This is a genomic window from Falsirhodobacter algicola (assembly GCF_018279165.1).
GTDB lineage: Bacteria > Pseudomonadota > Alphaproteobacteria > Rhodobacterales > Rhodobacteraceae > Falsirhodobacter > Falsirhodobacter algicola.
This window is the reverse complement of sequence record NZ_CP047289.1, coordinates 1,522,456-1,546,430: the sequence shown is the minus strand read 5'-3', so window position 1 is coordinate 1,546,430 and position 23,975 is coordinate 1,522,456. Positions and strand designations below refer to the sequence as shown.

The following is a 23,975-nucleotide window of genomic DNA, read 5'->3' as shown; positions in this document are numbered from 1 at the left end:
GGGGGGTCAGCCGAGGCTGGCCTCGTAATCGGCATAGCCGAACTCGCGCGCGACCCGCTCGGTGCCGTCGGGGTCGCGGATGACGATGGACGGCATCTTCACGCCGTTGAACCAGTTCTTCTTGACCATGGTATAGCCGGCCGCATCCGCGATCGACAGCCGGTCGCCGACCTTCAGCGGCTCGGGGAAGTCGAAATCGCCGTAGATGTCGCCCGCAAGGCAGGACTTGCCGCAGATCTGGTAGCTGTGGGGGCCGGAGGTCAGCATCTTGCCCGGAATGCGGTAGATCAGCAGATCGAGCATATGCGCCTCGACCGAACTGTCGACGATGGCCAGCTTCTTGCCGTTGTCGAGGATGTCGAGCACCGTCACCTCGAGGCTGGCGGTGCCGGTGATCGACGCCTCGCCGGGTTCGAGATAGACCTGCACGCCGAACCGCTCGGCAAAGGATTTCAGCCGCGCCGCGAGCGCGTCCACTGGATAATCCGCCCCGGTGAAATGGATGCCGCCGCCAAGGCTGACCCAGTCGATCCGGTCGAACAGATGGCCGAACCGCTCTTCGATATCGGTGAGCTGCCGGTCGAACAGCGCGAAATCGTCGTTCTCGCAGTTGTAATGGATCATGAAGCCGGAGATGCGGTCCAGCACCGTCTCGATCCGCGCCGCATCCCATTCGCCGAGGCGGGAGAATTTCCGCGCCGGGTCCGCAAGGTCGAACCCCGAGGTGGAGATGCCGGGATTGAGGCGCAGGCCGCGCGCGATGGAGGCCGACTGCCCCTCGAACCGCTCGAGCTGGCCAATGGTGTTGAAGATGATCTTGTCGGCGTATCCCACCGCCTCGTCGATTTCCCCGTCGCTCCATGCGACGGAATAGGCATGCGTCTCCTTGCCGAACTTCTCGCGGCCGAGGCGCAGCTCATAGAGGCTGGAGGAGGTGGTCCCGGCCATATGCGGGCGCATCGTATCGAAGGCGGGCCATGTCGCGAAGCATTTCAGCGCCAGAAGCGCCTTCGCCCCGGAGGCGTCGCACAGACGTTCGATCACCTTCATGTTCCGCGTGATCGCGGCGCTGTCGATGAGGTAGTAGGGCGTCTGGATCATCGCGTCCCCCCGCAGGATCAAAGGGAAATTGAAGGCGCACACATAGGGGCGGCACCGCACGGGTGCAAGCAAATTGGCCGGTCCGCGTGACAAGGGCGTGACATGGCGCTATGGCTCGCGGCATGGATCAACTGCCCGATTTCGAACATGAGAGCGCCGCCCGGCTGCAAGGGTTTTCCTGCATCGCCGGGGTGGACGAGGTGGGGCGCGGGCCGCTGGCCGGCCCGGTGACGGCCGCTGCCGTGATCCTGCACGGGCCGGTGCCGAAGGGGCTGAACGATTCCAAGAAGCTGACGGCCGCCCGCCGCGCCGCCTTGGCCGAAGAGATCCATGCCGTGGCCGATGTCTGCATCGGCCATGCCAGCGTGGAGGAGATCGACACGCTGAACATCCTTTGGGCCAGCCATCTTGCGATGCGCCGCGCGGTGGCAGGTCTGGCGCGCGTGGCCGATTGCGTGCTGGTGGACGGCAATCTGAAGGTGCGGGATTTGACCTGCCATTGCGTGCCGCTGGTGAAGGGGGATGCGCGCTCGCTCTCCATCGCGGCGGCGTCGATCGTGGCGAAGGTGGCGCGCGACCGCATCATGTGCGATCTGGCGCTGGCGCATCCCGGCTATGGGTGGGAGCGGAACGCCGGCTACGGCACGGCCCAGCATCAGGCTGCGCTGCAAGATCTGGGGATAACTCCGCATCATAGGCGTTCGTTCAAAACTATCCACAACATCTTGTATCAAGCTGAATTCGTAACTGTCTGATTCATTAATCGAATTGACGTTACCCCCAATTCTGTCCCATGATTTATCCACAATACCTCCGGCGCCAAGCCGGGAATCATGAGGCAGCATCATGGCGAAGACCGGCATCAGGGCAGCGAAACCGCTGCCGCTGAACGATATACTTGCAGGCGACTGCATCAAGGCGATGAACGCGCTTCCCGAAGGATCGGTCGATCTGATCTTCGCCGATCCGCCGTACAATCTGCAGCTTCGGGGTGAATTGCACCGGCCCGACAACAGCCGCGTCGATGCGGTGGATGACGAATGGGATCAGTTCGCGTCGTTTCAGGCCTATGACCGTTTCACGCGCGCATGGCTGCGCGCTGCCCGCCGGGTGCTGAAACCGAACGGGGCCATCTGGGTCATCGGCAGCTATCACAACATCTTCCGTCTGGGCACGGCGCTTCAGGACCAAGGGTTCTGGATGCTGAACGACGTGATCTGGCGCAAATCGAACCCGATGCCGAACTTCCGCGGCAAGCGTCTGACCAATGCGCATGAGACGCTGATCTGGGCGTCGAAGTCGCAGAATTCGAAATACACGTTCAACTACGAGGCGATGAAGGCCCTGAACGAGGGCACGCAGATGCGTTCGGACTGGACGCTGCCGATCTGCACCGGGCACGAGCGTCTGAAGGACGCCGAAGGGGCCAAGGCCCATCCGACGCAGAAACCGGAATCGCTGCTGCATCGGGTGCTGTTGGCGACGACCAATCCGGGCGATGTGGTGCTGGACCCGTTCTTCGGCACCGGCACGACGGGTGCCGTGGCCAAGATGCTGGGCCGCAACTTCATCGGCATCGAGCGCGAGGAGTCCTACCGCGCCATCGCCGCCGAGCGGATCGCCCGTGTCCGCACGCTGGATGCCGCCGCGCTGGAAGTGACGGGATCGCGCCGGGCCGAACCGCGGGTGCCCTTCGGCACCTTGGTCGAACGCGGGATGCTGCGTCCGGGCGAGCAGCTCTATTCCACCGGCAACCGCCACAGCGCGCGGGTGCGCGCCGACGGCACGCTGGCCTTTGCGGATGTGAAGGGGTCGATCCATCAGGTCGGGGCCAAGCTGGAAGGCGCGCCGTCGTGCAATGGCTGGACCTATTGGCACATCCAGCGCGAAGGCAAGCTGATCCCGATCGACACGCTGCGCCAGCAGATCCGTTCGGAGATGGCCTGACATCATGCCCGCGCCGCAGCGCCTGCCTGCCTGCGGCGCGACTTGCCCTGCCGGATCCCGGCAGGGCCTTTTGCATCCCGATCAGCTGTTGCGCGGCAGGGGCATGGCGCCCGTGTTGTAGGGTTTCCAGTCGGTGATGTCGGGATAGTACTGCCGCCGCCATGCGCGCACGCGGGGGTTCATCACCCGCCGCCACACGGGCGGGATCATCGCCACCGCCGCCATCAACGGATAGCCGAAGGGAAGCTGCGGGGCGCTGCCCTCGTCATGCGTTTGCAGCAGGGGAAAGCGGCGGTCGGGTTTCCAGTGATGGTCCGAATGGCGCTGCAGGTTGATCAAAAGCCAGTTCGAGGCCCGATGCGCCGCGTTCCAGCTGTGGCGCGGGCCGACGGGTTCGTAGCGCCCATTGCCCATATGGCGGCGCGTCAGGCCGTAATGCTCGATATAGTTGGTCAACTCCAGCTGCCAGACGGCGATCGCGGCCTGCCAGACGAAGAGCGCCAGCCCCTCCCAGCCGCCCAAGGCCAGCGCCAGCAGCACCATCCCCCCCTGCAGCGCGGCATAGAGCCAGAAGGGATTGCGGCGGCTGGTCATGGGCAGACCGGCACGGGCCAGAAACGCCCGTTCCGCTCGCCATGCCGATGGGGGGCAGGTGCGCAGGACGCGCCAGAAATAGCGGTGAAACCCTTCGTTGTAGCGGGCCGAGACGGGATCGCGCGGCGTAGCTACCCACAGGTGATGAACGCGCAGATGTTCGGATCGGAAATGGCTGTAGAGCACGCTTGCCAGCAAGAGATCCGCCAGCCCCCGTTCAAGGCGGCTCTTCTGATGCAGCAGTTCATGGGCATAGACGATGCCGACCACGCCGGAAATCACGCCCATGCCGAAGAACAGCGCCGTCTTCTCGGCCATGCCGAGATGGGGCGCGTGCGTGACGTACCAGATCAGCCAGAAGGTCAGCGCGAACTGGATGGGGAACCAGATCAGCGTGATCAGGCGGTACCAGAACAGATGCTCCTCGCCGGTTTCGGGATCGGCATTCGCGGTGTTGAGGCCGGCCAGCAGGTCCAGCACGTCGAACAGCCCCCACGCGAACAGCGGCAGCGCGATCACCCACCAGCCGCCCCAGACCGCCCCCGCCACGGCAAGCGGCACGGTCAGCAAGGACAGCCAGAAGGGCAGGGCGTGGCGCAGGCGCGCCATTTCGGGGGCGGTGTTCATCGGCAACCTCCGCAAGGTCTCAGGATAGGGTCGCCAGAGCATAGCCCTTGCGCATCACGGTGGGAAGTTCCCGGCCCGTCAGGGTGCGGAACTGGCCGCGTTCGGGGTTGGCGCCCTGCGGCACCTCGGCGAAGAGGACCTGCAGGCGCAGGTGGAAATGGCTGAAGGTGTGGCGCACCTCGCCCAGATCGCGCCAATCGGCGGTCAAGGGCGCGGCGCCGCCGCCGCCGTCCCACGGGCTGCCGGGCCAGCCCCACATGCCCCCCAAAAGCCCGCGGGCGGGGCGATCCTCCACCAGCCATGCCCCGTCGGCGCGGCGGGCAAGCCAGATCACCCCCTCGCGCAGGGGTTTGGCAGTCTTGGCGGCCTTGCGCGGCAGGGTGGCGGCGATCCCCTCGGCGCGGGCGCGGCAGGGGGCCATCCATGGGCAGATGCCGCAGGCGGGATTGCGCGGCGTGCAGATGGTGGCGCCGAGGTCCATGATCGCTTGGGCATAATCGCCCGGCCGGTCCGCCGGGGTGATCGCCTCGGCAAGCCGGGTGATGCGCGGTTTGGCCGCAGGCAGCGGATCTTCCACATGGCGCAGGCGCGCGATCACCCGTTCGACATTGCCATCGACCACCGTCGCCGCCTCGCCAAAGGCGATGGCCGCGATGGCAGCGGCGGTATAGGGGCCGATCCCCGGCAGCGCCAAGAGCCCGTCCCGCGTTGCGGGAAAGCGCCCGCCGTGATCGGCCATCACCGCCCGCGCGCAGGCCAGCAGGTTGCGTGCGCGGGCGTAATATCCAAGGCCCGCCCATTCGGCCATCACGTCGGCATCCTCGGCGGCGGCAAGGTCGGCCACGGTCGGCCAGCGGGCGGTGAAGCGGTGGAAATACCCCTGCACCGCGGCCACGGTGGTCTGCTGCAGCATCACCTCCGACAGCCAGATGCGATAGGGATCGGCCGCCCCGCCGCCCGGGGGGATGCGCCATGGCAGCACGCGGGCATGGGCATCGTACCAGGTCAGCAGATGCTCGCTCAGTTCTTCGTCACGCAATATTTATGCAATCCTTCGCAGCCTGCGTCTGGTATCCGGGGCGGTGCCCTTCCATAAGATAGGCACGATCATGATGAGGAGCCAGATGGCCAAAGCCCCGCCTCCCAGCGGTCAGAGACGGTTCCGGGGGTTCGAGCCCGCGTCCAACCTGCTGCGCGACCGCATCCGGTCCGCAGGGGAATCGCGCGGCTTTGCGGTGACGCGGCTTCTGACCGGCTGGACCGAGATCGTGGGAGAGGATCTGGCCCGGCTGACGCGGCCGGTGAAGATGTCCTATCCGCGCGACGGGTTCGGCGCGACGCTGACGCTGCTGGTCCGCTCCGCCCATGCCCCGATGGTGGAGATGGAAAAGCCCCGCCTGATCGAGCGGGTGAACGCCTGCTACGGCTATGCCGCTATTTCCCGCATCGCGCTGACACAGACCGCGCCCACCGGCTTTGCCGAGGGGCAGGCGGAGTTCGCATCCCGGCCCGCCGCCCCGCCCCGGCCCGATCCGGCGACCGAGGCCGATGCCCGGCGCACCGCCTCGGGCGTGGCCGATGACGGGCTGCGCGCCGCGCTCGAAAACCTCACACGCAATTACCTGACGCGCTCGGCGTCCACGAAGAAAGGTTCATGACGATGAAGAATGCGATCGCATCGCTGGCGCTGGTCGCCGCACTGGGCACCTTCGCCGCCACCGCCGCCAGCGCGCAGGACACCCCCGCCCCGGCCGCCGACGCCGCCGAAACGCCGGCCATCACCGTGCCCGACATGGCGCTGGGGCAGGAGGATGCGCCGGTGACGATCATCGAATACGGCTCGTACACCTGCCCGCACTGCGCCGATTTCCATGAGAACGTCATGGACAAGCTGAAGACGGACTACATCGACACGGGCAAGGTGCGCTTCATCTTCCGCGAGGTGTATTTCGACCGCTATGGCCTCTGGGCGGCGATGATGGCCCGCTGCGGCGGCGAGATGCGCTATTTCGGGATCGCCGACATCCTCTATGACACGCAGCGCGACTGGGCAGGGTCCAACGATCCGGCGGTCGTGGTGCAGAACCTCAAGCGCATCGGCAAGACCGCGGGCATGGACGATGCCACGATCGATCAGTGCATGCAGGACGGCGCGATGGCGCAGGCGCTCGTGGCCGAATACGAAAAGAACGTCGCGGCCGATGGCGTCGAAGGCACGCCGACCCTGTTCGTGAACGGCGAGAAGCATTCGAACATGAGCTATGACGATCTCAAGAAGCTGATCGACGCGGAGCTGAACTGAGGATCCGGTCCAGCGCCGCATCCAGCGGCGCCGGATCGTCCAGCATCAGCCGGACGGGAAGGGTCAGGACATCCTGACGCAGGGACGCGGGCAGACGCACCGCGTCCTTTTCCGTCGTGACGAGCTGCGCACCGCATTCCGCCGCGCGGCGCTTCAGGCGCGCCAAGAGCGCCTCGGTCAGCGGTTGGTGATCGGCCAGCGCCTGCGTGCCCGCGATGTCCGCGCCCAGATCGCGCAGCGTGGCAAAGAACTTCTCGGGATGGCCGATGCCGGCAAAGGCCAGAACCCGCGCGCCGCGCCAATCCATCCCCGTCGCCAAGGGGGCAAGCCGGCCTGCCACATGCGGCAGGCCCGGGGGCGCGGCGAACCCCGCCGGCCCGATCGACAGCAGAAGATCGGCGCGCGCCAGCCCCGCCGCCACAGGCTCGCGCAACGGGCCGGCGGGCAGGCAGCGGCCGTTGCCGAAGCCGCGCGCCGCATCCACCACCACGATCGACAGATCCTTTTGGACCGAGGGGTTCTGGAACCCATCATCAAGCACCACCACATCCGCCCCCGCCGCCACGGCCGCGCGCACCCCGGCGGCCCGGTCCTTGGCGACCCATGTCGGCGCAAAGGCCGCGAGCAGCAGCGGTTCGTCCCCGACAAGGGCGGCGGGCTGGCCGTTCACCCGCACCGGCCCTTCGAGCCGCCCGCCATGCCCGCGCGAGACGACATGCGCGCACCGTCCCCGCGCGGCAAGCCGCTCCAGCAGCGCGATGGCGGTGGGCGTCTTGCCGGTGCCGCCGGCGTTGATGTTCCCGATGCAGATGACGGGCACCGGGGCCTGCCAGCCGGGGCGCGCGACACGCCGCGCCGTGGCGCGAGCATAGGCCGCCCCCAGCGGGGCCAGCAGGCGCGCGGCGGGGGCGGGCGCATCGGGCGGGGTGAACCAGAAGCCGGGCGTGCGCATCAGCGCTCCTCCATCAGACGTTCGACGAGCGCGAGGACGCGGTCCGTCACCTCGCTTCCATCCGAGGCGACATCCCACGCCTCGCCCGCCAGCCGCGCCACCCGGTCGGGCGACAGAAGATCCGCCAGTGCATCGCCCAGCGTACGCCCATGCGGAACCGGCAGCGTGGCCTTGCGCGCCAGCAGCCGGGCGAAGATCGGGCCATGGGCCCCGCTGCGCGGCCCATGGATCAGGGCCGAACCGAGGCTCGCGGCCTCCAGCGGATCGCGGATCGCCCCGACGGTCAGGCTGCCGCCCGCAAAGCAGATCGGGGCAAGGCGGTACCACAGCCCGTATTCCTCGGGGTTATCGGCGATATAGACCTCTGTTTCGGGCAGGATGTCCTCTTCGCGGGCGCGGATGGCCACGGCAAGGCCCAGATCCTCCATCCGGCGGGCAAGGGCGGGGCCGCGATCGGGCACTTCGGGAACGACGATCAGCAGCAGGCGATGCGACAGATGCAGGGCGGCGCGGTGGGCGGCGATCACCGCCTCCTCCTCGGCCTCGGGCAGGGCGGCGGCCAGCCAGACGGGGCGCCCGGCGATGGTGCGGGTGATCTCGGCGCGCTCGGCCTCGGTGCAGGGCAGCACGAGATGCGGTTCCTCCATCCGGCCCGCGACCTTCACATGGTCCGACACGCCGGCGCGGCGGAAGGCGCGGGCCGCCGCCTCGTCCACCGTCAGGATATGGGCGAACCGATCCAGCGTGCGGCGCATCAGGCCGGGCCAGCGGCGCCCGCCGGGCGGCAGCACGGGCGCGCGCGCCTCCACCATCATCATCGGCACCTTGCGGGCGGCCAGCGCATCCACGAGGACGGGGCGCACCTCTCCTTCGGCAAAGACGGCCAGATCGGGGCGAAGATGATCGAGGAACTCCGCCACCTCGACGGGGGTGTCACCGCCCAGCGGCTGGTGGGGCACGTTCAGATGCGGCGGCGGCTCCATCCCCGAGAGGACGGCGGCAAGGCCCAGTTCCTCGTCGATGCGGCGGGCCAGTTCGGCCATGGTCCGGGCGCTGGCCGCGCCCGGCGCATGCAGCCACACCACCGGCCCCTCGGGGCGCGGGGGGCGGGGCAGGGATGCGGCCTCGCGCCGCGACGCGAGCGTATAGAGCGTGAGGCCGAGCGAATACGCCATTTACTCCGGTATCGGTTCAGACGCCCAGCTCTTCGGTGGGCGATGCCGGCTGTGCTTCGTCGCGCAGCCGATGGATGTGCGCGATATAATAGCGGACATGCGCGTCGTCTACCGTCCGCTGCGCCGCCGCCTTCCACGCCTTGAACGCGGAATCGTAGTCGGGGAACATGCCGACGATGTCGATGTTCGTCACGTCGCGGAACACGTTGCGGGACGGGGAGACCAGCTCGCCCCCGAACACGAGGTGAAGTCGTTGCGCCATGATGCCTCCTTGATGTGCCGACGTGGCGCGACGGTATCGCAGCGCGCCGGTCGCTTCAAGAATGGGCTGCGTCGCAGGTCGGAATCGGGGCTGTACATTCCCGAGCGGTGCCGTTAGAAGCCCATCTTCGGCCAAAGGTCCGACGCGGTGGAATTGGGCCACCGCCACGGGGATGGCAGGCCGGTGAACCGGCGGCATGGCCGCCCCCTGCGGAAAAGTTACATGACGGATATGACACAGATCGCCGCGCCGCTGGCCGCGGCGCTGGATGCCAAGGGCTATTCGACCCTTACTGCGGTGCAAGAGGCGGTGATCGCACCGGAACTTGCGGGCCGTGACGCGCTGGTTTCGGCGCAGACGGGTTCGGGCAAGACGGTGGCCTTCGGCCTCGCCATCGCCCCCGAGATTCTGAACGGCGCCGACCGGCTGCTGTTTGCGGACGTGCCGCTGGCGCTCGCCATCGCGCCGACGCGCGAACTGGCGCTGCAGGTCGCGCGCGAACTCGAATGGCTCTATGCCGAAGCGGGCGCGGTGATCGCCACCTGCGTCGGCGGTATGGATTACCGGACCGAGAAGCGGGCGCTGGACCGCGGCGCGCATATCGTCGTCGGCACGCCCGGCCGTCTGCGCGACCATATCGAACGCGGATCGCTGGATCTGTCGGGCCTGCGCGCCGCCGTCCTCGACGAGGCCGACGAGATGCTGGACCTCGGCTTCCGCGACGATCTGGAGTTCATCCTCGAGGCGGCTCCCGAAGATCGCCGCACGCTGATGTTCTCGGCCACCGTCCCGCGCGAGATCGCGGCCCTTGCCGAAGATTTCCAGAACGATGCCCTGCGCATCCAGACGGCCGGCGAGCAGAAGCAGCACAGCGACATCGAATACCGCGCCTTCTCCGTCGCCTCGCGCGACAAGGAGAATGCGATCTTCAACACCCTGCGCTTCTATGAATCGCAGACGGCGATCGTCTTCTGCAAGACGCGTGCGAACGTGAACAACCTGATGGCCCGCATGGGCAATCGCGGTTTCCAAGTCGTCGCGCTGTCGGGCGAGTTGAGCCAGCAGGAACGTACCCACGCGCTTCAGTCGCTGCGGGACGGGCGTGCCCGTGTCTGCATCGCGACCGACGTCGCCGCGCGCGGGATCGACCTTCCGGGGCTGGAACTGGTGATCCATGCCGACCTGCCCTCGAACTCGGAAACGCTGCTGCACCGTTCGGGCCGGACGGGCCGGGCCGGGGCGAAGGGCGTCTCGGCGCTGATCGTGCCGCAGGCGGAGTTCCGCAAGGCGCAGCGTCTGCTGCAAGGTGCCAAACTGGTGGCCGAATGGGGTGCGCCCCCCTCGGCCGAAGAGGTGCAGGCCAAGGATGACGAGCGCATCCTGACCCACCCGGCGCTGGTTCCGGCCGGCGACGATACGCCCTTGGCCCAGACCCTGATCGAGAGCTTCGGCGCCGAGACGGTCGCTGCGGCCTTCGTGCGCCTGTGGCGCGAGGGGCGTTCGGCGCCCGAGGTTCTGACGGACGTGTCCGCCCCCCCGGCGGCGCGCGAACCGCGCCCCAAGGGCGAGTTCGGCGAATCGGTCTGGTACTCGCTGACGGTCGGCCATACCGGCCGGGCCGAAGCGCGTTGGCTGCTGCCGAAGCTGTGCGAAGCGGGCGGCATCACCAAGAACGACATCGGCGCGATCCGCATCCAGCAGGACCGCAGCTTCGTGCAGATCGCCAAGGCCGCAGCGCCGCGCTTTGGTGATGGGCTGACCGTCGAGGACGGGATCGACATGGCGCGGATGGAGGGCGAGCCGTCCTTCGAACGCCCCGAGCGTCCCCGCACCCCGCGCGGCGAGCGTCCGTTCCGCGAAGATCGCGGCCCGCGCCCCGAGCGTTCCGAGCGCCCGGCCCGCCCGCCGCGGGCAGACCGCCCCGCGCGCGAGGATCGTCCCGCACGTCCGCCGCGCGAAAAGGCGCCCTATCAGCCGAAGCCCTCGCGCTTCGTCGAGGATGAGGCCCCGCGCGCCGAACGCGCCCCCCGCGCGCCCTATCGCCGTGACGAGGCCCCGGCGGGCGACGCGCCGCGCACCAAGAAACCGCGCTGGTCGCCCGAAGACCGCGTGCAGCGCGAAGATGCGCCGCGTCCGCGTTCGGCCGGATTCAAGACCCACGGCAAGGATGACGGCAAGCCGCGTTCGGCGGGCTTCAAATCCCACGGCGGTGGCAAGCCGGGTGCCAAACCTCGGGCGGCGGGCTTCAAGACCCACGCGCCCAAGGATGCGCGCGACACCTCCAAGCGGTTCACTCCGCCCAGCAAGAAATGATCGAACGCGGCGGCCCATCGGGCCGCCGTTTTCGTCCGGGCCTTCCCGATCGCGGCGTAATCGCATAAGCCGCGGATATGCTGGAAACGAGGGGCCCCATGTTCACCGCCATTCTGCTGACCGATCCCGGCCGTGCCGGTCTTGATGCCGCGCGCCTCGATGCGCTGCGCGCCAATTGGAACGGCGGCGCGCTGCGCTGGCTGAACCCCGGCATCGCGGTGGAATTCGATCTGCCGCAGCGCCCGGACGATCTGACCGAGGTTTGGCAGGAGTGGCAGGGGCAGGGCGTCGATCTGTGCATCGTGCCGTCGGCGAACCGGCGCAAGCGGCTGCTGCTGGCCGATATGGACAGCACCATGATCCAGCAGGAATGCATCGACGAACTGGCCGCGGAGGCGGGCGTCGGCGCGCGCGTCGCCGATATCACCGCCCGCGCCATGAATGGCGAGCTGGATTTCGAGGCGGCGCTGCGCGAACGCGTGGGCCTTCTGGCGGGGCTTCCCACCTCCATCATCGGCCGCGTCATCGCCGAACGGATCACCTTCATGCCGGGCGGGCGCACGTTGGTCGCGACGATGCGGGCGAACGGGGCCTATGCGGCGCTCGTCTCGGGCGGGTTCACGTCGTTCACGGGGCAGGTGGCCGCGCATCTCGGCTTTGACGAGAACCGGGCGAATACCCTGCTGGAGGAGGACGGCCATCTGTCCGGCCGCGTGGCCGAGCCGATCCTTGGCCGCGAGGCGAAGGTGACGGCGCTGGAGGAGATCACCGCGCGCCTAGGGCTGAGCGAGGGCGATGCGATCGCCGTCGGCGACGGGGCGAACGATCTGGGGATGCTGTGGCGCGCCGGGCTTGGCGTGGCGCTGCACGCCAAGCCTGCCGTGGCCGCGCAATGCGACATCCGCATCCATCACGGCGATCTGACGGCGCTGCTTTACTTGCAGGGGTATTCGGTGGATCAATTCACCGAGTGACTGAGCAGGGACCGCCCATGACCGCCATCCGATCCGACCGTCATCTGGAGATGACGGAACTGATGACCCCCGACATGGCCAATTTCAGCGGCAAGGTGCATGGGGGCGATCTGCTGAAGCTGTTGGACCGTGTGGCGTTCTCGCTCGCCTCGCGGTTTTCCAAGAACTACGCGGTCACGCTGTCGGTGGATCAGGTGGTGTTCAAACAGCCGATCAACGTGGGCGAACTGGTGACGTTCCGCGCGGCGGTGAACTATGCCGGGCGCACCTCGATGGAGGTCGGGATCCGGGTCGAGGCGGAGAATATCCGCACCGGCGACCGGCGGCACACCAATTCGTGCTATTTCACGATGGTGGCGGTGGATGATGGGGGCCGCCCGGTCCCGGTGCCCGCCTTCACCCCCGAGACGGAGACCGAGCGCCGCCGCCACCGCGCCGCCGAACTGCGCCGCGCCCTGCGGCGCGAGCATACCCTGCGCATGACCGAGGCTGCGGCCCGCGCCTAATGCTGGCCCCAATCGGCGTCCTGCATCTCGCGCAGGCGCGAGGCGGTGCGCTCGAACTCGAACGCGCCTTCGCCTTCGGAATAGAGGCGCTCCGGTTCGTCCGCCGCGCTGGCGATCAGGCGCACCTTCGCCTCGTAGAGCGCGTCGATCAGGGTCACGAGGCGTTTGGCCTCGTTGTTGCGGGCGCGGGAAAGGCGGGGGATGTCCTCTAGGATGAGGACACGCACCGCATCGGCCAGCGCCAGATAATCGGCCGGTCCCAGCGGGCGGGCGCATAGGTCGGCAAAGCTGGCCCGGCCGACGCCATTGGCAAAGCGCGGGATCACCACATCGCGGCCATTGACGGTCAGGGAGAGCGGCTCTCCGGCGGCGCCTCCGGTCAGGTCGTTCCAGATCGCGTCCAGTTCCGGCCCGGCCCCTTCGGCGGGGTGGAAATAGACGGGACTGCCCTGAAGCCGGTCCTGCCGGTAATCGTTCGGACTGTCGAGCGGGGTGACCACCAGACGTTCCTTCAGCAGCGCGATGAACGGCAGGAACAGCTGCCGATTGAGCCCGTTCTTGTACAGATCGTCCGGCGCGCGGTTGGAGGTGGTGACGATCGTCACCCCATCCTCGAACAGCTTTTGGAACAGGCGGCCGACGATCATGGCATCGGTGATGTCGGTGATCTGCATCTCGTCGAAGGCCAAAAGGCGCAGACGGCTGGCGATGTCCTCGGCGACGGGGGCGATGGCATCCTCCACCCCGCGCTTGCGCGCTTCGTGCATGCCGTGATGCACCTCCTGCATGAAGGCATGGAAATGGACGCGCCGTTTGGCGGGAATCTCCACCGCGTCGATGAACAGATCCATCAGCATGGATTTGCCGCGCCCGACACCGCCCCAAAGATAGAGGCCCCGCACCGGATCGGGCGCGGAATGCCGGGAAAAGCGAGAAAGGAAGCCGCGTTTGGCCGGGGCGGGCGCCGCCTCCAGCGCGAGGCGGATCCGCTCCAGTTCGGGCAGGACCGCTCGCTGGGCCGCGTCCGGTTTCAGACTTCCGGCGGCGATGCGCGCTTCATAGACGTCGTTCAGGGTCGGCATCGCCCCCTCCTTCCTGCATGTCGCGTCCCGGATTCAGCTGCGGGGCCGTAGCAGCATCAGCGTCTGCCGGGGATATTGCTGCTCGGTGTAGGCGATCTCGTGCGTCGGCTCCAGCCGATCCCGCACGGCGTCCCGCTCATCCTCCCAGACGGTCAGCAAAAGCGAGGGGCGATCGCGCGCCAGAAGGGCCTCCATCCCCTCCAGCACCGCAAGGACGGAGCGCAGATCTATCTTCACCAGATCGACCGGATCGCCGGGCGCGATGCTGTCCAAGCTGACGATGGGCAAACCTTCCGCCGCGCCATCCTCCAGCGGGACCACGCTGGAGGCGCCCCAATTCGCGGCGTTGAAAACCGCGCGGCCGCGCCCCGCCGCCCGGCCAAGCGCGTGATCGCAGTGGCGCAGATCCACCCGGTCCCGCAGCCCGTTGATCGACAGGTTCAGCAAGAGGCTCTTGCGCGTGCGTGGCATGGGTTCGAACACCGTCGCCGTCTCGAACCCGGCCTCGTTCAGAAAGAACAGCGTATGGTTGCCGGTATGCGCCCCGACATCGACGAAACGGCGGCGGCGCGTGGGCAGCAGGCGTTCGATCTTGCGCAGATGCCCCTCTTCGTAGAAGGCGCGGCGGCTGCGCTGCAGATTCTGGATGTAATCGCCCTCTTCGGCGAAAAGATGCGTCAGGCTGCGCCCCTGCAACGTCATTAGCCGCCCATCGAGGGCGTGGGGCATCTCTTCGCGGCGGTCCTTCAGGGCGGCGCGCAGGCGGGCCGTGATCTCGGTCAGGCGGGGGGAGGCGCTGTCATCGCCGGTCAGGGCGATGGCGTGAAGGCGCCGGACATCCGCATCCGTCCGGGCCTTGTCGAAGGCCTTGGTCAGGCGGGTCGCAAGGTGATTGCCGTCGCAGATCGCATGATAGAACCGCCCGTCATACGGCCGCTGCGCCAGCATCCGCGGCGTGATGAACCCGCTGGAGGAGAACGTCTCCTTATCCGTGAAACTGCGCCCGAACTCGCCCAGATTGGCGCAGCGGAATCCCCCGGCCTTCAGGAGCGAGGCCGCCGCCGCCTCGTCGTTGGGCACCATCGCCTTGGCGGGCAGGCGGCGCGACAGCGCGATGCGCGCCTTCATCAGATGATCGGCGGCCCGGCGGTTGATGCGCGTGACGGGGAAAAAGCAGCCATAGACCTCGGGGACGTAGGGTTCCATGCTGGCATGCCAGTGCCATGCCGGGGTCGTCTTGCGAAAGGCGCTGCAGAGGAAATCGACATCCGCCGCCGCCTCATCGAGATAGCGCAGCGGCGCGCTCGGATCGGCGTCATGGACGGCGACATCCGGCTCCAGCATCCACAACTGGTCCCAATCGTCCCAAGCCTTCAGCGCGGCGTAGTAGAAATAGTCGCCGCAGCGCCAGCCCACCATGGGCGGGTGGGACAGCCGGTTGCGGCGGATGAACCCGGCATCGAAGGCAGCCTTCTGATAGGGGGCGGGAATATCGACCGGCCCCTGCGTTTCGTCCACGACGATGCCGAACGCGTATCCGGGCAGGGCGCCGAAGGTGCGGGCCGCCTCGGCGACCCGTTCGTCGAACTTGTTGGTCCGCAGGATGATCCGCGTTCTCAGCATCATAGGCCTTTCCCGCCACCATATCCCACAGGAAACGGAGCAGGCGGGAAAGGCGTTCCGTTGTCAAGGCGCGCCCGGGCGGAACCTAGCCGCCGAAGGCGCGGCGCACGTCGTTCAGGATGCGCTCGGCCATGTTGGGGGAATCGTCCTGCGGGCGGGCCAGCTGCGGATCCTGCGATTCCGGCAGCGGGTTGCCGTTCTCGTCGGTGACGGGACGGTTCGTCGGCTGGCTGGGGGGAACGCGCGGTTCGGGGATGATCTTGCGCAGCGGGGTGGAGGGCAGGCCATCCTCGACGCGGGTCATCACCTCGTGCCAGATCTCGGCCGGAAGGCCGCCGCCCGTCACGCCCGTCAGCGGGGTGTTGTCGTCATAGCCCATCCACACGCCGGTGACGTAATCGGCGGTGAAGCCGATGAACCACGCATCCCGCGCCGCCGAGGTGGTGCCGGTCTTGCCCGCCGCCTCGTGGCCCGAAAGGCGGGCGCGTCGGCCGGTCCCGTTCTCGACCACCTGCGTCATCATGTAGGTCAGAAGCTGCGCCGCCCGGTCGGAGATCACCCGTTCGCCCATGCCGCCCTGCGCCCCCGACATCAGCGGGCGGTCATCGCCCTGAAGCCGCAGGTCCAGCACGCCGTAGGGATGCACGGATTGCCCGCCGTTGAGGATGCCGGCATAGGCGCCCGTCATCTCCAGCAGCGTCGCCTCGGACACGCCGAGCGCGAGCGAGGGGCTGTTCACGAGGTTCGAATGGATGCCGAAGCCCTGCGCCACGCGGATGACGTTCTCGCGGCCCATCGCCTCGGAGACGCGGACGGCGGGAATGTTCAGCGAATTGGCCAGCGCCTGCGTCAGCGTCACGATGCCTTGGAAGTTCCGCTCGTAGTTCGAGGGGGTCCACGGCCCCGATCCGGGGATGTTCAGTGTCAGGGGGGTATCCTCGACGAAATCGGCGGGGCTGAAGCCTTCGTCCATCGCGGCGGCATAGACGAAGGGCTTGAAGGCCGATCCCGTCTGGCGCAGGGCCTGCGTCGCCCGGTTGAACGAGCCCTGCGGCTCCACCGTGCGGCCGCCGACCATGCCGCGCACCGCGCCGTCGGCGGACATCACGATCACCGCCGTCTGCGCCTTCGATCCGCTGCTGACCTTCTCCTTGAAGACCTTGGTCACGGCGGCCTCGGTCGCGGCCTGAATCCGCTGATCCAGCGTGGTACGGATCACCACATCCTCGGTCGTGTCGCGGGTCAGGAAATCGGGGCCGGATTCCATCACCCAATCGGCGAAGGCGCCGCCCGAACGGCTGCTGGCCGCGGGGGACAGGGCGGCGGGATGGGCGATCGCGTCTTCGGCCTGCGCATGGGTCAGGTAATGCTGCTCCTCCATCAGGCCGACGATGACGTTGGCGCGGTCGATCGCGCGTTGCAGGTTGTTGGTGGGCGCATAGTAGGAGGGCGCGCGCAGCAGGCCCGCCAGCATCGCCGCTTCGGCGGGGGAGACATCGGCGGCGGATTTGCCGAAATAGCGTTGCGATGCGGCCTCGAAGCCGCGGGCCCCGGCGCCCAGATAGACGCGGTTGAAGTAGATCGTCAGGATGTCCGACTTGGAATACTTGGCCTCCAGCGCGAGGGCGTAGGGCACTTCCTTGATCTTGCGCCACAGGGTCGTGGTGCGGCAGTCGGATTCGTAATCGGCTTCGGATTTCCAGACGGAGGAATCGTATTCCACCCCGAGGCAGAGCAGCTTGGCCACCTGCTGCGTGATGGTGGAGCCGCCATTGCCCTCGAACGGGCCGCGCCCGGCGCGCACGTTGATCGCGATGGCCGAGGCGATGCCCCGCGGGCTGACGCCGAAATGGCGGTAGAAGCGGCGGTCTTCGGTGGCGACCACGGCATTGCGCAGGTTCTCGGAGGCGTCGGCGGCGCGCAGGGTGCCGCCATAGGTCTCTCCGCGCCATGCGAAGGTGTCGCCGTTCACGTCCTGCATCGTGACCGAGCCCTTCACCCGCGCATCGAGCAGTTTCGACACATCCGGCAGGGTGGAGGCGAAATAGAGCGTCGCGGCCCCGAGGATCAGCGCCACCGCCAGCGCCCCGCGCCACGTCACGCCCCAGATGACGCGTCCGATCAGTCCGAAGAGGCCGGCAAAGAGCGCGACGATCGGGTTCCGCCGCCGCTTGGGGCTGCGCGGTTTGCGCGGGGGGGAGGGTTTGCGCGGACCGCCCCCACCCGAGCCGGCGCCGCCGCCCCGTCTGCCGCCCGATGCCTGCGCATAGCGCCGCTCTGCCACCAGAGGACGTTTCCCAGAACCGCTCATGCCCCAATGCCCTTTTTCTGCCCGGCCCGTTTCCGGCCTGTTGGCGGAGAACATAGCGGAGTTCGCGTCCGATGTTTAGGGCAAGCCTGCGTGACATGCGTTGCCGATCTGCCTGCCGGATAAGCATTCCGCCCAACATTGCATCAGGATTCCGCAGGAATCGCGCAGGTGCTGCTTGATCCTTCGGCGAAAGATTGCCGGTAGCCTGAAAAAACCGCCTTCTGCCCGCAATGGCCTGTCAGGTCATCAGCAACGAGGGGATGCACGGTGAAACTTATCATTGCAGCCATCAAGCCGTTCAAGCTGGAGGAGGTCCGCGAGGCACTGACCACCATCGGCGTGCGCGGAATGATGGTGACGGAGATCAAGGGATTCGGGTCGCAGTCGGGCCATACCGAGATCTATCGCGGGGCCGAATATGCGGTCAATTTCGTGCCGAAGGTCCGGTTGGAGATCGTCGTTCCCGACGCGCTCGCCGAACCGGTGGTGGAAACCATCCGCAGCACCGCACGGACCGACAAGATCGGCGACGGCAAGATCTTCGTGCTGGATGTCGGCCACGCCGTGCGCGTGCGGACCGGCGAAATCAACGACGACGCGCTGTGACCTGCGCAGCTGAGGGAAAAGAGGGACGATGAAACACTTCACCAAAATCGCGGGCCTCGCGGCGCTGGCGGCGGTCGCTGCCCTGCCGGCGCTGGCGCAGGATGCCGCCGTCGTGGCCGATGCGCCCCCGGCCGAGGTGCCGACCGACGTGGCCTTCATCCTGAACACCTTGCTGTTCCTGATCGGCGGCTTTCTGGTGTTCTGGATGGCGGCGGGCTTCGCCATGCTGGAGGCCGGGCTCGTCCGGTCCAAGAACGTGGCGATGCAGTGCCTGAAGAACGTGGCGCTCTTCTCGATCGCCTGCACGATGTACTACCTCATCGGCTACAACCTGATGTATCCGCTGGGCAGCTGGACGATCGGCTCGGATGAGACGGGCGGCTATCTCGGCGCGTTCAGCGTGGCCGTGCTCGAAGCCGTGGGCGTGACGGCGGATGCCGTGGACGACTATTCCTATGCCTCCACCGGCTCGGACTTCTTCTTCCAGGTCATGTTCTGCGCGACCACGGCCTCCATCGTGTCGGGCACGCTGGCCGAGCGGATCCGCCTGTGGCCGTTCCTTGCCTTCACGGTGGTCCTGACGGCGCTGATCTACCCGATCCAAGCGTCTTGGAAATGGGGCGGCGGCTTCCTCGATGCGGCGGGCTTCCTCGATTTCGCGGGTTCCACGGTCGTGCACTCGGTCGGTGGCTGGGCCGCTCTTGCCGGCGCGCTGATCCTTGGTCCGCGTCTGGGCAAGTATCGTGACGGCCGCGTGGTCGCGTTCCCGGGTTCGAACCTGACGCTGGCGACGCTGGGCACGTTCATCCTGTGGCTCGGCTGGTTCGGGTTCAACGGTGCATCGCAGCTGGCGATGGGCACGATCGCCGATGTCGCCGACATCAGCCGCGTCTTCGTCAACACGAACTCCGCTGCGGCGGGTGGTTCGATCGCCGCGCTGATCCTGACGCAGCTGGTCTACAAGAAGGCCGACCTGACGATGGTGCTGAACGGTGCGCTGGCGGGTCTGGTGTCCATCACGGCCGAACCGCTGACCCCGACGATCGGTGGCGCGCTGCTGATCGGTGCCGTGGGCGGCGTTCTGGTGGTGCTGACGGTGCCGCTGCTCGACAAGCTGAAGATCGACGACGTGGTCGGCGCGATCCCGGTTCACCTCGTTTGCGGCATCTGGGGCACGCTGGCGGTTGTGCTGTCCAACCCCGATGCGACGCTGGGCGCGCAGCTGATGGGGATCATCGTGGTCGGCATCTTCGTCTTCGTCGTCTCGGCCGTGGTCTGGCTGATCCTGAAGGCGGTCATGGGGCTGCGTGCCTCGGCCGAAGAAGAGACGCTGGGCTTCGACAAGGCGGAACTGGGCCTCGAGGCTTACCCCGAGTTCACCAAGCTCTGATCCGGTATTCGGATCGGCAGAAGGCCCCGCTTCGGCGGGGCCTTTTTCGTCAGTTCAGAAGGATCAGCGCGCCGTTCAGGCCAAGGGCGACCGTGATCCACAGCGCATAGGGCACGAACAGCAGCGAGGCGATCTTGTCCGAGGCCCAAGCCCGGCCGATGAACGCGATGATCGTGATCCAAAGCGCGGCCAGAAGGCCCAGCCCGACGGGCATGTTATGCGCGCCGAAGAAGACCGGCGTCCAAGCGAAGTTCAGCACCATCTGCAGCAGCCACAGCACCCCCGGACCGCCGGTCACGAGAATTCGCGCGCCGACGAAGCCGATGATGATGTAGAGCGCCGTCCACACCACCGGGAACCACGCATCGGGCGGGGTGAAGAAGGGCTTTTGCAGCCCCGCATACCACTCGCCCGGGGGCCAGTGCGTCCCCATGAACATGCCGATCCCGGTGACGATCGCGATGAACAGAAGATGGATGATAAGGCTGCGCATGTCCGGCTCCGTCGAAGGTGGCGCAGAACCTCCTCCTCCGGAGCGCGAAGGTCAATGGGTGCCGGGGGCCTCGGCGGGAATTGGCTTGCGCCCGCTTTCGGTCAGAAGGAAGGCCTCCGTGCCTTCGATCACCACTGCCGACAAAGGCCCGCCATAGGCGGCGCTGCTGTCGATGTTCACGCGGTTGTCGTAATGGGTGGCATGGTCGATCGCGGTATGGCCGTGCACGATCAGCGCCTCGAACGGTTCGGCCACGTCGAGGAACCCTTTGCGGATCCAGCACAGATCCTGCTCGCTCTGCGCCGAAAGGGGGGCGGTGGGGCGGATGCCGGCATGGCAGAAGTAAAGGCCGGGGCGGCGGAAGCTGACGGGGCAGCTTTCCAGAAAATCGCGATGCGCCTGCGGTACGGCGGCCACCGCATCGGCATGCACGTCGCGGATCGGCCGGTCGGCCGGGCTGCGCACGCCATAGCTGGCCAATGTGGCCGCGCCGCCGATCTTGGGATGCAGATAGCCATAATCCGGCCGCAGCCCCGGATCGTGCCAGCCCGGATCCTCCAAAAAGCGCGAGAACAGCCGGTCGTGATTGCCCTTCAGGACGACCCACGGCTCCCCCCGCGCGATGCCTTGGCGCAGATGCTCGATCACGCCGGCCGAATCCGGGCCACGATCCACCAGATCGCCGATATGCACCACCGGCGCCGTTCCGTGTTCCGCCGCGTCGCGTGCGATCAGCGCATGTGCGCCGTGCAGCAGGTCGATCTGGCCGTGAATGTCGCCGATGGCATAGATGTGCATGTCGCCCCATGAAGAAATCCGGGGGATGCAGGATCCCCCGGGTCCGATAGGAGCGCGTGCGCCTGTGGTGTCAAGCCACGTCGAAGGCCAGCGGGCGGACCTGCTGGAACTTGCCCGTCGCGCGCAGCGCCTCGATCGCGGCCGGTTCCAGCGGCTCGTCGAGGTAGATGATCGCGATGGCCTGACCGCCCGCATCGGCGCGGCCCAGCGTGAAGTTGGCGATGTTCGCGCCATGCTGGCCCAGCGTCGTGCCCAGAAGGCCGATGATGCCCGGCACATCCTCGTTGGTGGTGTAGAGCATGTTGGCGCCGATCTCGGCATCGACATTGATGCCCTTGATCTGGATGAAGCGCGGTTTGCCATCCGAGAAGACGGTGCCCGCGATCGACCGCTCGCGGTTCTCCGTCACGACCGACACCTTGACGTAGCCGTCGAAGGCGCCTGATTTCTCCTGACGGGTGGTGGAGATCTGGATCCCGCGTTCCTTGGCGATGACCGGGGCGGACACCATGTTCACGTCCGGGTTCGCGACCTTCATGATCCCGGCGATGGCGGCGCAGTTCAGCGCGGCAAGGTTCATACCCGACACGCTGCCGTCATAGAGGACGTTGATCGCCGTGATCGGCTCGTCCGTCATCTGGCCGATGAAGGTGCCGATATGGCTGGCAAGGCGCACCCACGGGCCCATGACCGCCGCCTCTTCCGCCGTGACGGAGGGCATGTTGAGCGCGTTCTGCACGGCGCCCGTCAGCAGATAGTCGGCCATCTGCTCGGCGACCTGCAGGGCCACGTTCTCCTGCGCCTCGGTGGTGGAGGCGCCAAGGTGCGGCGTGACCACGACGTTCGGCAGATTGAAGAGCGGGCTGTCCGTCGCAGGTTCGGTTTCGAACACGTCGAAGGCCGCGCCGGCGACATGGCCGGAGGTCAGCGCCTCGGCCAGCGCCGCTTCGTCCACGAGGCCGCCGCGGGCACAGTTGATGATGCGCACGCCCGGCTTGGCCTTGGCGATCGTTTCGGCGTTCAGGATGCTGCGCGTCTTGTCGGTCAGCGGCACATGCAAGGTGATGAAATCGGCGCGGGCCAGCAGCTCGTCCAGTTCCACCTTCTGCACGCCCATCTTGGCGGCGCGCTCCTCGCTCAGGAAGGGATCGTAGGCCACGACCTTCATGTGCAGGCCAAGGGCGCGGTCGCAGACGATGCCGCCGATATTGCCCGCGCCGATCACGCCCAGCGTCTTGTTGAACAGCTCGACCCCCATGAAGCGGGATTTCTCCCACTTGCCCGAATGGGTAGAGACCGACGCCTCGGGCAGTTGGCGGGCGACGGCGAACATCATCGCGATGGCATGTTCGGCCGTGGTGATGGAGTTGCCGAACGGCGTGTTCATCACGATCACGCCCTTCTTGGAGGCGGCGGGGATGTCCACATTGTCTACGCCGATCCCGGCGCGGCCCACCACCTTCAGGTTGGTGGCCGATTCGAGCAGCTTGGCCGTGACCTTGGTGGCCGAGCGGATGGCAAGGCCGTCATACTGGCCGATGATCCGGGCCAGCTCTTCCTTGTCCTTGCCGAGCTTGGGCATGTAATCGACCTCGATCCCGCGGTCGCGGAAGATCTGGACGGCGGTTTCCGAAAGGGCGTCGGAGACGAGAACGCGGGGCGCCATGGCAGGCTCCTGTCTGTAGAATGAGGGAATGGGGGGAGGGGAGGCGCTTACTGCGCCTCGATCTCGGTCTCGAAGGCGTATTCGATCCACGGCATCAGCGCCGCGACATCGGATGTCTCCACCGTGGCGCCGCACCAGATGCGCAGGCCGGCCGGGGCATCGCGATACGCGCCGACATCGAGGGCGACGCCCTCTTTCTCCAGCCGTTTGGCGACCGCCTTGGCAAAGCCCGCATCGTCCTTGATCCGCGCATCCGTGAACTTCAGGCAGACCGAGGTGCAGGAGGCCGTGGCGGGATCGACCGCAAGGTTCGCGATCCAATCGCGCGTGGCGGCGAAATCGGCGACCGCCTTGGCATTCGCCTCGGACCGGGCGATCAGCGCCGGAAGGCCGCCCAGCGATTTGGCCCATTTCAGGCTGACGAGGTAATCCTCGACGCAGAGCATGGAGGGCGTGTTGATCGTTTCACCCTTGAAGATGCCTTCGATCAGCTTGCCGCCCTTCGTCATGCGGAAGATCTTCGGCAGCGGCCATGCAGGGGTATAATGCTCCAGCCGCTCCACCGCGCGGGGGCCGAGGATCAGGACGCCATGCCCACCTTCGCCGCCCAGCACCTTCTGCCACGAGAAGGTGACGACATCGAGCTTGTCCCACGGAAGCTCCATCGCGAAGGCGGCGGAGGTCGCATCGCAGATGGTCAGGCCCTGACGGTTCGCCGGAATCGCATCGCCGTTCGGAACGCGCACGCCCGAGGTGGTGCCGTTCCATGTGAAGACGACATCCTTGTCGAAATCGACGGTTTCGAGGTCCACGATCTCGCCATAGGGGGCTTTCTTGACCTCGGCATGGATCTTCAGCTGCTTGACGACATCCGTGACCCAGCCTTCGCCGAAGGATTCCCATGCCAGCATCTCCACCGGGCGATCGCCCAGAAGGGACCAGAGCGCCATCTCCACCGCGCCGGTGTCGGAGGCGGGAACGATGCCGATGCGGTAATCGTCCGGAACGCCGAGGATCTCGCGGGTCAGGTCGATCGCCTCGGCCAGCTTGTTCTTGCCCACCGCCGCGCGGTGCGAGCGGCCGAGCGGCGCGTCGGACAGCATGTCGAGAGTGAAACCGGGGATCTTGGCACAGGGGCCGGACGAAAAGCGCGGATTGGCCGGGCGCGCTGCCGGAGCTTCAAAGGCCATTGCTGGTATCCTTGCAGATATGTGCCCTTCGTTGGGGAAGGGTGTCCCGCTGCTGGAAATAGG

At 67.2% G+C, this 23,975-nt stretch carries 22 protein-coding genes; 9 read left to right on the top strand and 13 right to left on the bottom strand.

Annotated elements, in window-relative coordinates; genetic code table 11:
* Positions 1–6: 6 nt before the first annotated feature.
* Complete coding sequence (locus GR316_RS07795; protein ID WP_211783392.1) at positions 7–1,101, bottom strand: carboxynorspermidine decarboxylase; 1,095 nt, start codon at positions 1,099–1,101, stop codon at positions 7–9.
* 122 nt (positions 1,102–1,223) lie between these two features.
* Here GR316_RS07795 and GR316_RS07790 point away from each other — a divergent pair, with 122 nt between their 5' ends.
* Together GR316_RS07790 and GR316_RS07785 are read left to right on the top strand one after the other, a co-directional pair.
* Positions 1,224–1,856, top strand: a complete 633-nt coding sequence (locus GR316_RS07790) for a ribonuclease HII (RefSeq protein WP_211783391.1) — start codon at positions 1,224–1,226, stop codon at positions 1,854–1,856.
* Positions 1,857–1,947: 91 nt separating this feature from the next.
* Positions 1,948–3,048: a site-specific DNA-methyltransferase gene (locus GR316_RS07785; RefSeq protein ID WP_211783390.1), complete on the top strand. Its 1,101-nt coding sequence runs from the start codon at positions 1,948–1,950 to the stop codon at positions 3,046–3,048.
* An 81-nt stretch (positions 3,049–3,129) separates the two neighbouring features.
* Here GR316_RS07785 and GR316_RS07780 read toward each other — a convergent pair whose 3' ends face one another.
* Positions 3,130–4,269, bottom strand: coding sequence for an alkane 1-monooxygenase (locus tag GR316_RS07780; protein WP_211783389.1), 1,140 nt, complete (start codon positions 4,267–4,269; stop codon positions 3,130–3,132).
* Between the two features lie 19 nt (positions 4,270–4,288).
* Positions 4,289–5,308 carry an A/G-specific adenine glycosylase gene (locus tag GR316_RS07775; RefSeq protein WP_249218734.1) on the bottom strand — a complete coding sequence of 340 codons (1,020 nt, stop codon included), beginning with the start codon at positions 5,306–5,308 and terminating at the stop codon, positions 4,289–4,291.
* 85 nt (positions 5,309–5,393) lie between these two features.
* Between GR316_RS07775 and GR316_RS07770 the strand changes: the two genes are divergently transcribed.
* Together GR316_RS07770 and GR316_RS07765 are read left to right on the top strand one after the other, a co-directional pair.
* A complete protein-coding gene (locus tag GR316_RS07770; RefSeq protein ID WP_211783388.1) occupies positions 5,394–5,927 on the top strand; it encodes a DUF721 domain-containing protein in 534 nt (177 codons plus the stop codon).
* The gene (locus tag GR316_RS07765) at positions 5,924–6,571 is read left to right on the top strand and encodes a DsbA family protein (protein ID WP_211783387.1); all 648 of its coding nucleotides are present in this window, start codon (positions 5,924–5,926) and stop codon (positions 6,569–6,571) included. The genes GR316_RS07770 and GR316_RS07765 overlap by 4 nt, the downstream gene beginning before the upstream one ends.
* Here GR316_RS07765 and lpxK read toward each other — a convergent pair.
* The 3 genes from lpxK to GR316_RS07750 are packed head-to-tail and all read right to left on the bottom strand — an operon-like array spanning position 6,540 to position 8,960.
* On the bottom strand, positions 6,540–7,523 hold the full coding sequence (gene lpxK, locus GR316_RS07760; RefSeq protein WP_211783386.1) for a tetraacyldisaccharide 4'-kinase: 984 nt from the start codon (positions 7,521–7,523) through the stop codon (positions 6,540–6,542). The genes GR316_RS07765 and lpxK overlap by 32 nt on opposite strands.
* Entirely contained in the window at positions 7,523–8,698 is a 1,176-nt protein-coding gene (locus tag GR316_RS07755) for a 3-deoxy-D-manno-octulosonic acid transferase (RefSeq protein ID WP_211783385.1), read from the bottom strand. The genes lpxK and GR316_RS07755 overlap by 1 nt, the downstream gene beginning before the upstream one ends.
* A 16-nt stretch (positions 8,699–8,714) precedes the next feature.
* Entirely contained in the window at positions 8,715–8,960 is a 246-nt protein-coding gene (locus tag GR316_RS07750) for a DUF4170 domain-containing protein (protein WP_211783384.1), read from the bottom strand.
* A gap of 231 nt (positions 8,961–9,191) precedes the next feature.
* On the opposite strand from GR316_RS07750, the gene GR316_RS07745 reads away from it, so the two are divergent.
* The 3 genes from GR316_RS07745 to GR316_RS07735 all read left to right on the top strand — a co-directional run bounded on the left by GR316_RS07745 (position 9,192) and on the right by GR316_RS07735 (position 12,753).
* Positions 9,192–11,273, top strand: coding sequence for a DEAD/DEAH box helicase (locus tag GR316_RS07745; protein ID WP_390625191.1), 2,082 nt, complete (start codon positions 9,192–9,194; stop codon positions 11,271–11,273).
* 98 nt (positions 11,274–11,371) lie between these two features.
* The gene (gene serB, locus GR316_RS07740) at positions 11,372–12,247 is read left to right on the top strand and encodes a phosphoserine phosphatase SerB (RefSeq protein ID WP_211783382.1); all 876 of its coding nucleotides are present in this window, start codon (positions 11,372–11,374) and stop codon (positions 12,245–12,247) included.
* 17 nt (positions 12,248–12,264) lie between these two features.
* Positions 12,265–12,753: an acyl-CoA thioesterase gene (locus tag GR316_RS07735; RefSeq protein ID WP_249218733.1), complete on the top strand. Its 489-nt coding sequence runs from the start codon at positions 12,265–12,267 to the stop codon at positions 12,751–12,753.
* Here the strand turns inward: GR316_RS07735 and zapE are convergent.
* From zapE to GR316_RS07720, 3 genes are all read right to left on the bottom strand, one after another.
* Positions 12,750–13,835 carry a cell division protein ZapE gene (gene zapE / locus GR316_RS07730; RefSeq protein ID WP_211783381.1) on the bottom strand — a complete coding sequence of 362 codons (1,086 nt, stop codon included), beginning with the start codon at positions 13,833–13,835 and terminating at the stop codon, positions 12,750–12,752. The two genes, GR316_RS07735 and zapE, sit on opposite strands and share 4 nt — an antisense overlap.
* A gap of 33 nt (positions 13,836–13,868) precedes the next feature.
* Positions 13,869–15,461, bottom strand: coding sequence for an FkbM family methyltransferase (locus GR316_RS07725; RefSeq protein ID WP_211783380.1), 1,593 nt, complete (start codon positions 15,459–15,461; stop codon positions 13,869–13,871).
* Between the two features lie 82 nt (positions 15,462–15,543).
* A complete protein-coding gene (locus GR316_RS07720; protein ID WP_211783379.1) occupies positions 15,544–17,769 on the bottom strand; it encodes a transglycosylase domain-containing protein in 2,226 nt (741 codons plus the stop codon).
* Positions 17,770–18,036: 267 nt separating this feature from the next.
* On the opposite strand from GR316_RS07720, the gene GR316_RS07715 reads away from it, so the two are divergent.
* Positions 18,037–18,375: a P-II family nitrogen regulator gene (locus tag GR316_RS07715; RefSeq protein ID WP_211783378.1), complete on the top strand. Its 339-nt coding sequence runs from the start codon at positions 18,037–18,039 to the stop codon at positions 18,373–18,375.
* 28 nt (positions 18,376–18,403) lie between these two features.
* Positions 18,404–19,765 (top strand): ammonium transporter family protein, encoded by a 1,362-nt coding sequence (locus GR316_RS07710; protein ID WP_211783377.1) that lies wholly within the window; start codon positions 18,404–18,406, stop codon positions 19,763–19,765.
* A gap of 49 nt (positions 19,766–19,814) precedes the next feature.
* Here GR316_RS07710 and GR316_RS07705 read toward each other — a convergent pair whose 3' ends face one another.
* The 4 genes from GR316_RS07705 to GR316_RS07690 all read right to left on the bottom strand — a co-directional run bounded on the left by GR316_RS07705 (position 19,815) and on the right by GR316_RS07690 (position 23,912).
* The gene (locus GR316_RS07705) at positions 19,815–20,258 is read right to left on the bottom strand and encodes a TspO/MBR family protein (RefSeq protein WP_211783376.1); all 444 of its coding nucleotides are present in this window, start codon (positions 20,256–20,258) and stop codon (positions 19,815–19,817) included.
* Positions 20,259–20,309: 51 nt separating this feature from the next.
* Positions 20,310–21,056, bottom strand: coding sequence for a metallophosphoesterase (locus GR316_RS07700; RefSeq protein WP_211783375.1), 747 nt, complete (start codon positions 21,054–21,056; stop codon positions 20,310–20,312).
* Positions 21,057–21,126: 70 nt separating this feature from the next.
* Positions 21,127–22,722, bottom strand: a complete 1,596-nt coding sequence (gene serA / locus GR316_RS07695; RefSeq protein WP_211783374.1) for a phosphoglycerate dehydrogenase — start codon at positions 22,720–22,722, stop codon at positions 21,127–21,129.
* Positions 22,723–22,769: 47 nt separating this feature from the next.
* Positions 22,770–23,912 (bottom strand): phosphoserine transaminase, encoded by a 1,143-nt coding sequence (locus tag GR316_RS07690; protein ID WP_211783373.1) that lies wholly within the window; start codon positions 23,910–23,912, stop codon positions 22,770–22,772.
* Positions 23,913–23,975 lie beyond the last annotated feature (63 nt).

What these genes read in the sequence shown, in the direction of transcription:
- GR316_RS07735 (WP_249218733.1), top strand. Translation starts at nt 12,265, where the DNA reads ATGACCGCCATCCGATCCGACCGTCATCTGGAGATGACGGAACTGATG.
- GR316_RS07750 (WP_211783384.1), bottom strand. Translation starts at nt 8,960, where the DNA reads ATGGCGCAACGACTTCACCTCGTGTTCGGGGGCGAGCTGGTCTCCCCG.
- GR316_RS07705 (WP_211783376.1), bottom strand. Translation starts at nt 20,258, where the DNA reads ATGCGCAGCCTTATCATCCATCTTCTGTTCATCGCGATCGTCACCGGG.
- serB (WP_211783382.1), top strand. Translation starts at nt 11,372, where the DNA reads ATGTTCACCGCCATTCTGCTGACCGATCCCGGCCGTGCCGGTCTTGAT.
- serA (WP_211783374.1), bottom strand. Translation starts at nt 22,722, where the DNA reads ATGGCGCCCCGCGTTCTCGTCTCCGACGCCCTTTCGGAAACCGCCGTC.
- GR316_RS07785 (WP_211783390.1), top strand. Translation starts at nt 1,948, where the DNA reads ATGGCGAAGACCGGCATCAGGGCAGCGAAACCGCTGCCGCTGAACGAT.
- GR316_RS07770 (WP_211783388.1), top strand. Translation starts at nt 5,394, where the DNA reads ATGGCCAAAGCCCCGCCTCCCAGCGGTCAGAGACGGTTCCGGGGGTTC.
- GR316_RS07755 (WP_211783385.1), bottom strand. Translation starts at nt 8,698, where the DNA reads ATGGCGTATTCGCTCGGCCTCACGCTCTATACGCTCGCGTCGCGGCGC.
- zapE (WP_211783381.1), bottom strand. Translation starts at nt 13,835, where the DNA reads ATGCCGACCCTGAACGACGTCTATGAAGCGCGCATCGCCGCCGGAAGT.
- GR316_RS07745 (WP_390625191.1), top strand. Translation starts at nt 9,192, where the DNA reads ATGACACAGATCGCCGCGCCGCTGGCCGCGGCGCTGGATGCCAAGGGC.
- GR316_RS07700 (WP_211783375.1), bottom strand. Translation starts at nt 21,056, where the DNA reads ATGCACATCTATGCCATCGGCGACATTCACGGCCAGATCGACCTGCTG.
- GR316_RS07690 (WP_211783373.1), bottom strand. Translation starts at nt 23,912, where the DNA reads ATGGCCTTTGAAGCTCCGGCAGCGCGCCCGGCCAATCCGCGCTTTTCG.
- lpxK (WP_211783386.1), bottom strand. Translation starts at nt 7,523, where the DNA reads ATGCGCACGCCCGGCTTCTGGTTCACCCCGCCCGATGCGCCCGCCCCC.
- GR316_RS07795 (WP_211783392.1), bottom strand. Translation starts at nt 1,101, where the DNA reads ATGATCCAGACGCCCTACTACCTCATCGACAGCGCCGCGATCACGCGG.
- GR316_RS07725 (WP_211783380.1), bottom strand. Translation starts at nt 15,461, where the DNA reads ATGATGCTGAGAACGCGGATCATCCTGCGGACCAACAAGTTCGACGAA.
- GR316_RS07765 (WP_211783387.1), top strand. Translation starts at nt 5,924, where the DNA reads ATGACGATGAAGAATGCGATCGCATCGCTGGCGCTGGTCGCCGCACTG.
- GR316_RS07790 (WP_211783391.1), top strand. Translation starts at nt 1,224, where the DNA reads ATGGATCAACTGCCCGATTTCGAACATGAGAGCGCCGCCCGGCTGCAA.
- GR316_RS07720 (WP_211783379.1), bottom strand. Translation starts at nt 17,769, where the DNA reads ATGAGCGGTTCTGGGAAACGTCCTCTGGTGGCAGAGCGGCGCTATGCG.
- GR316_RS07710 (WP_211783377.1), top strand. Translation starts at nt 18,404, where the DNA reads ATGAAACACTTCACCAAAATCGCGGGCCTCGCGGCGCTGGCGGCGGTC.
- GR316_RS07780 (WP_211783389.1), bottom strand. Translation starts at nt 4,269, where the DNA reads ATGAACACCGCCCCCGAAATGGCGCGCCTGCGCCACGCCCTGCCCTTC.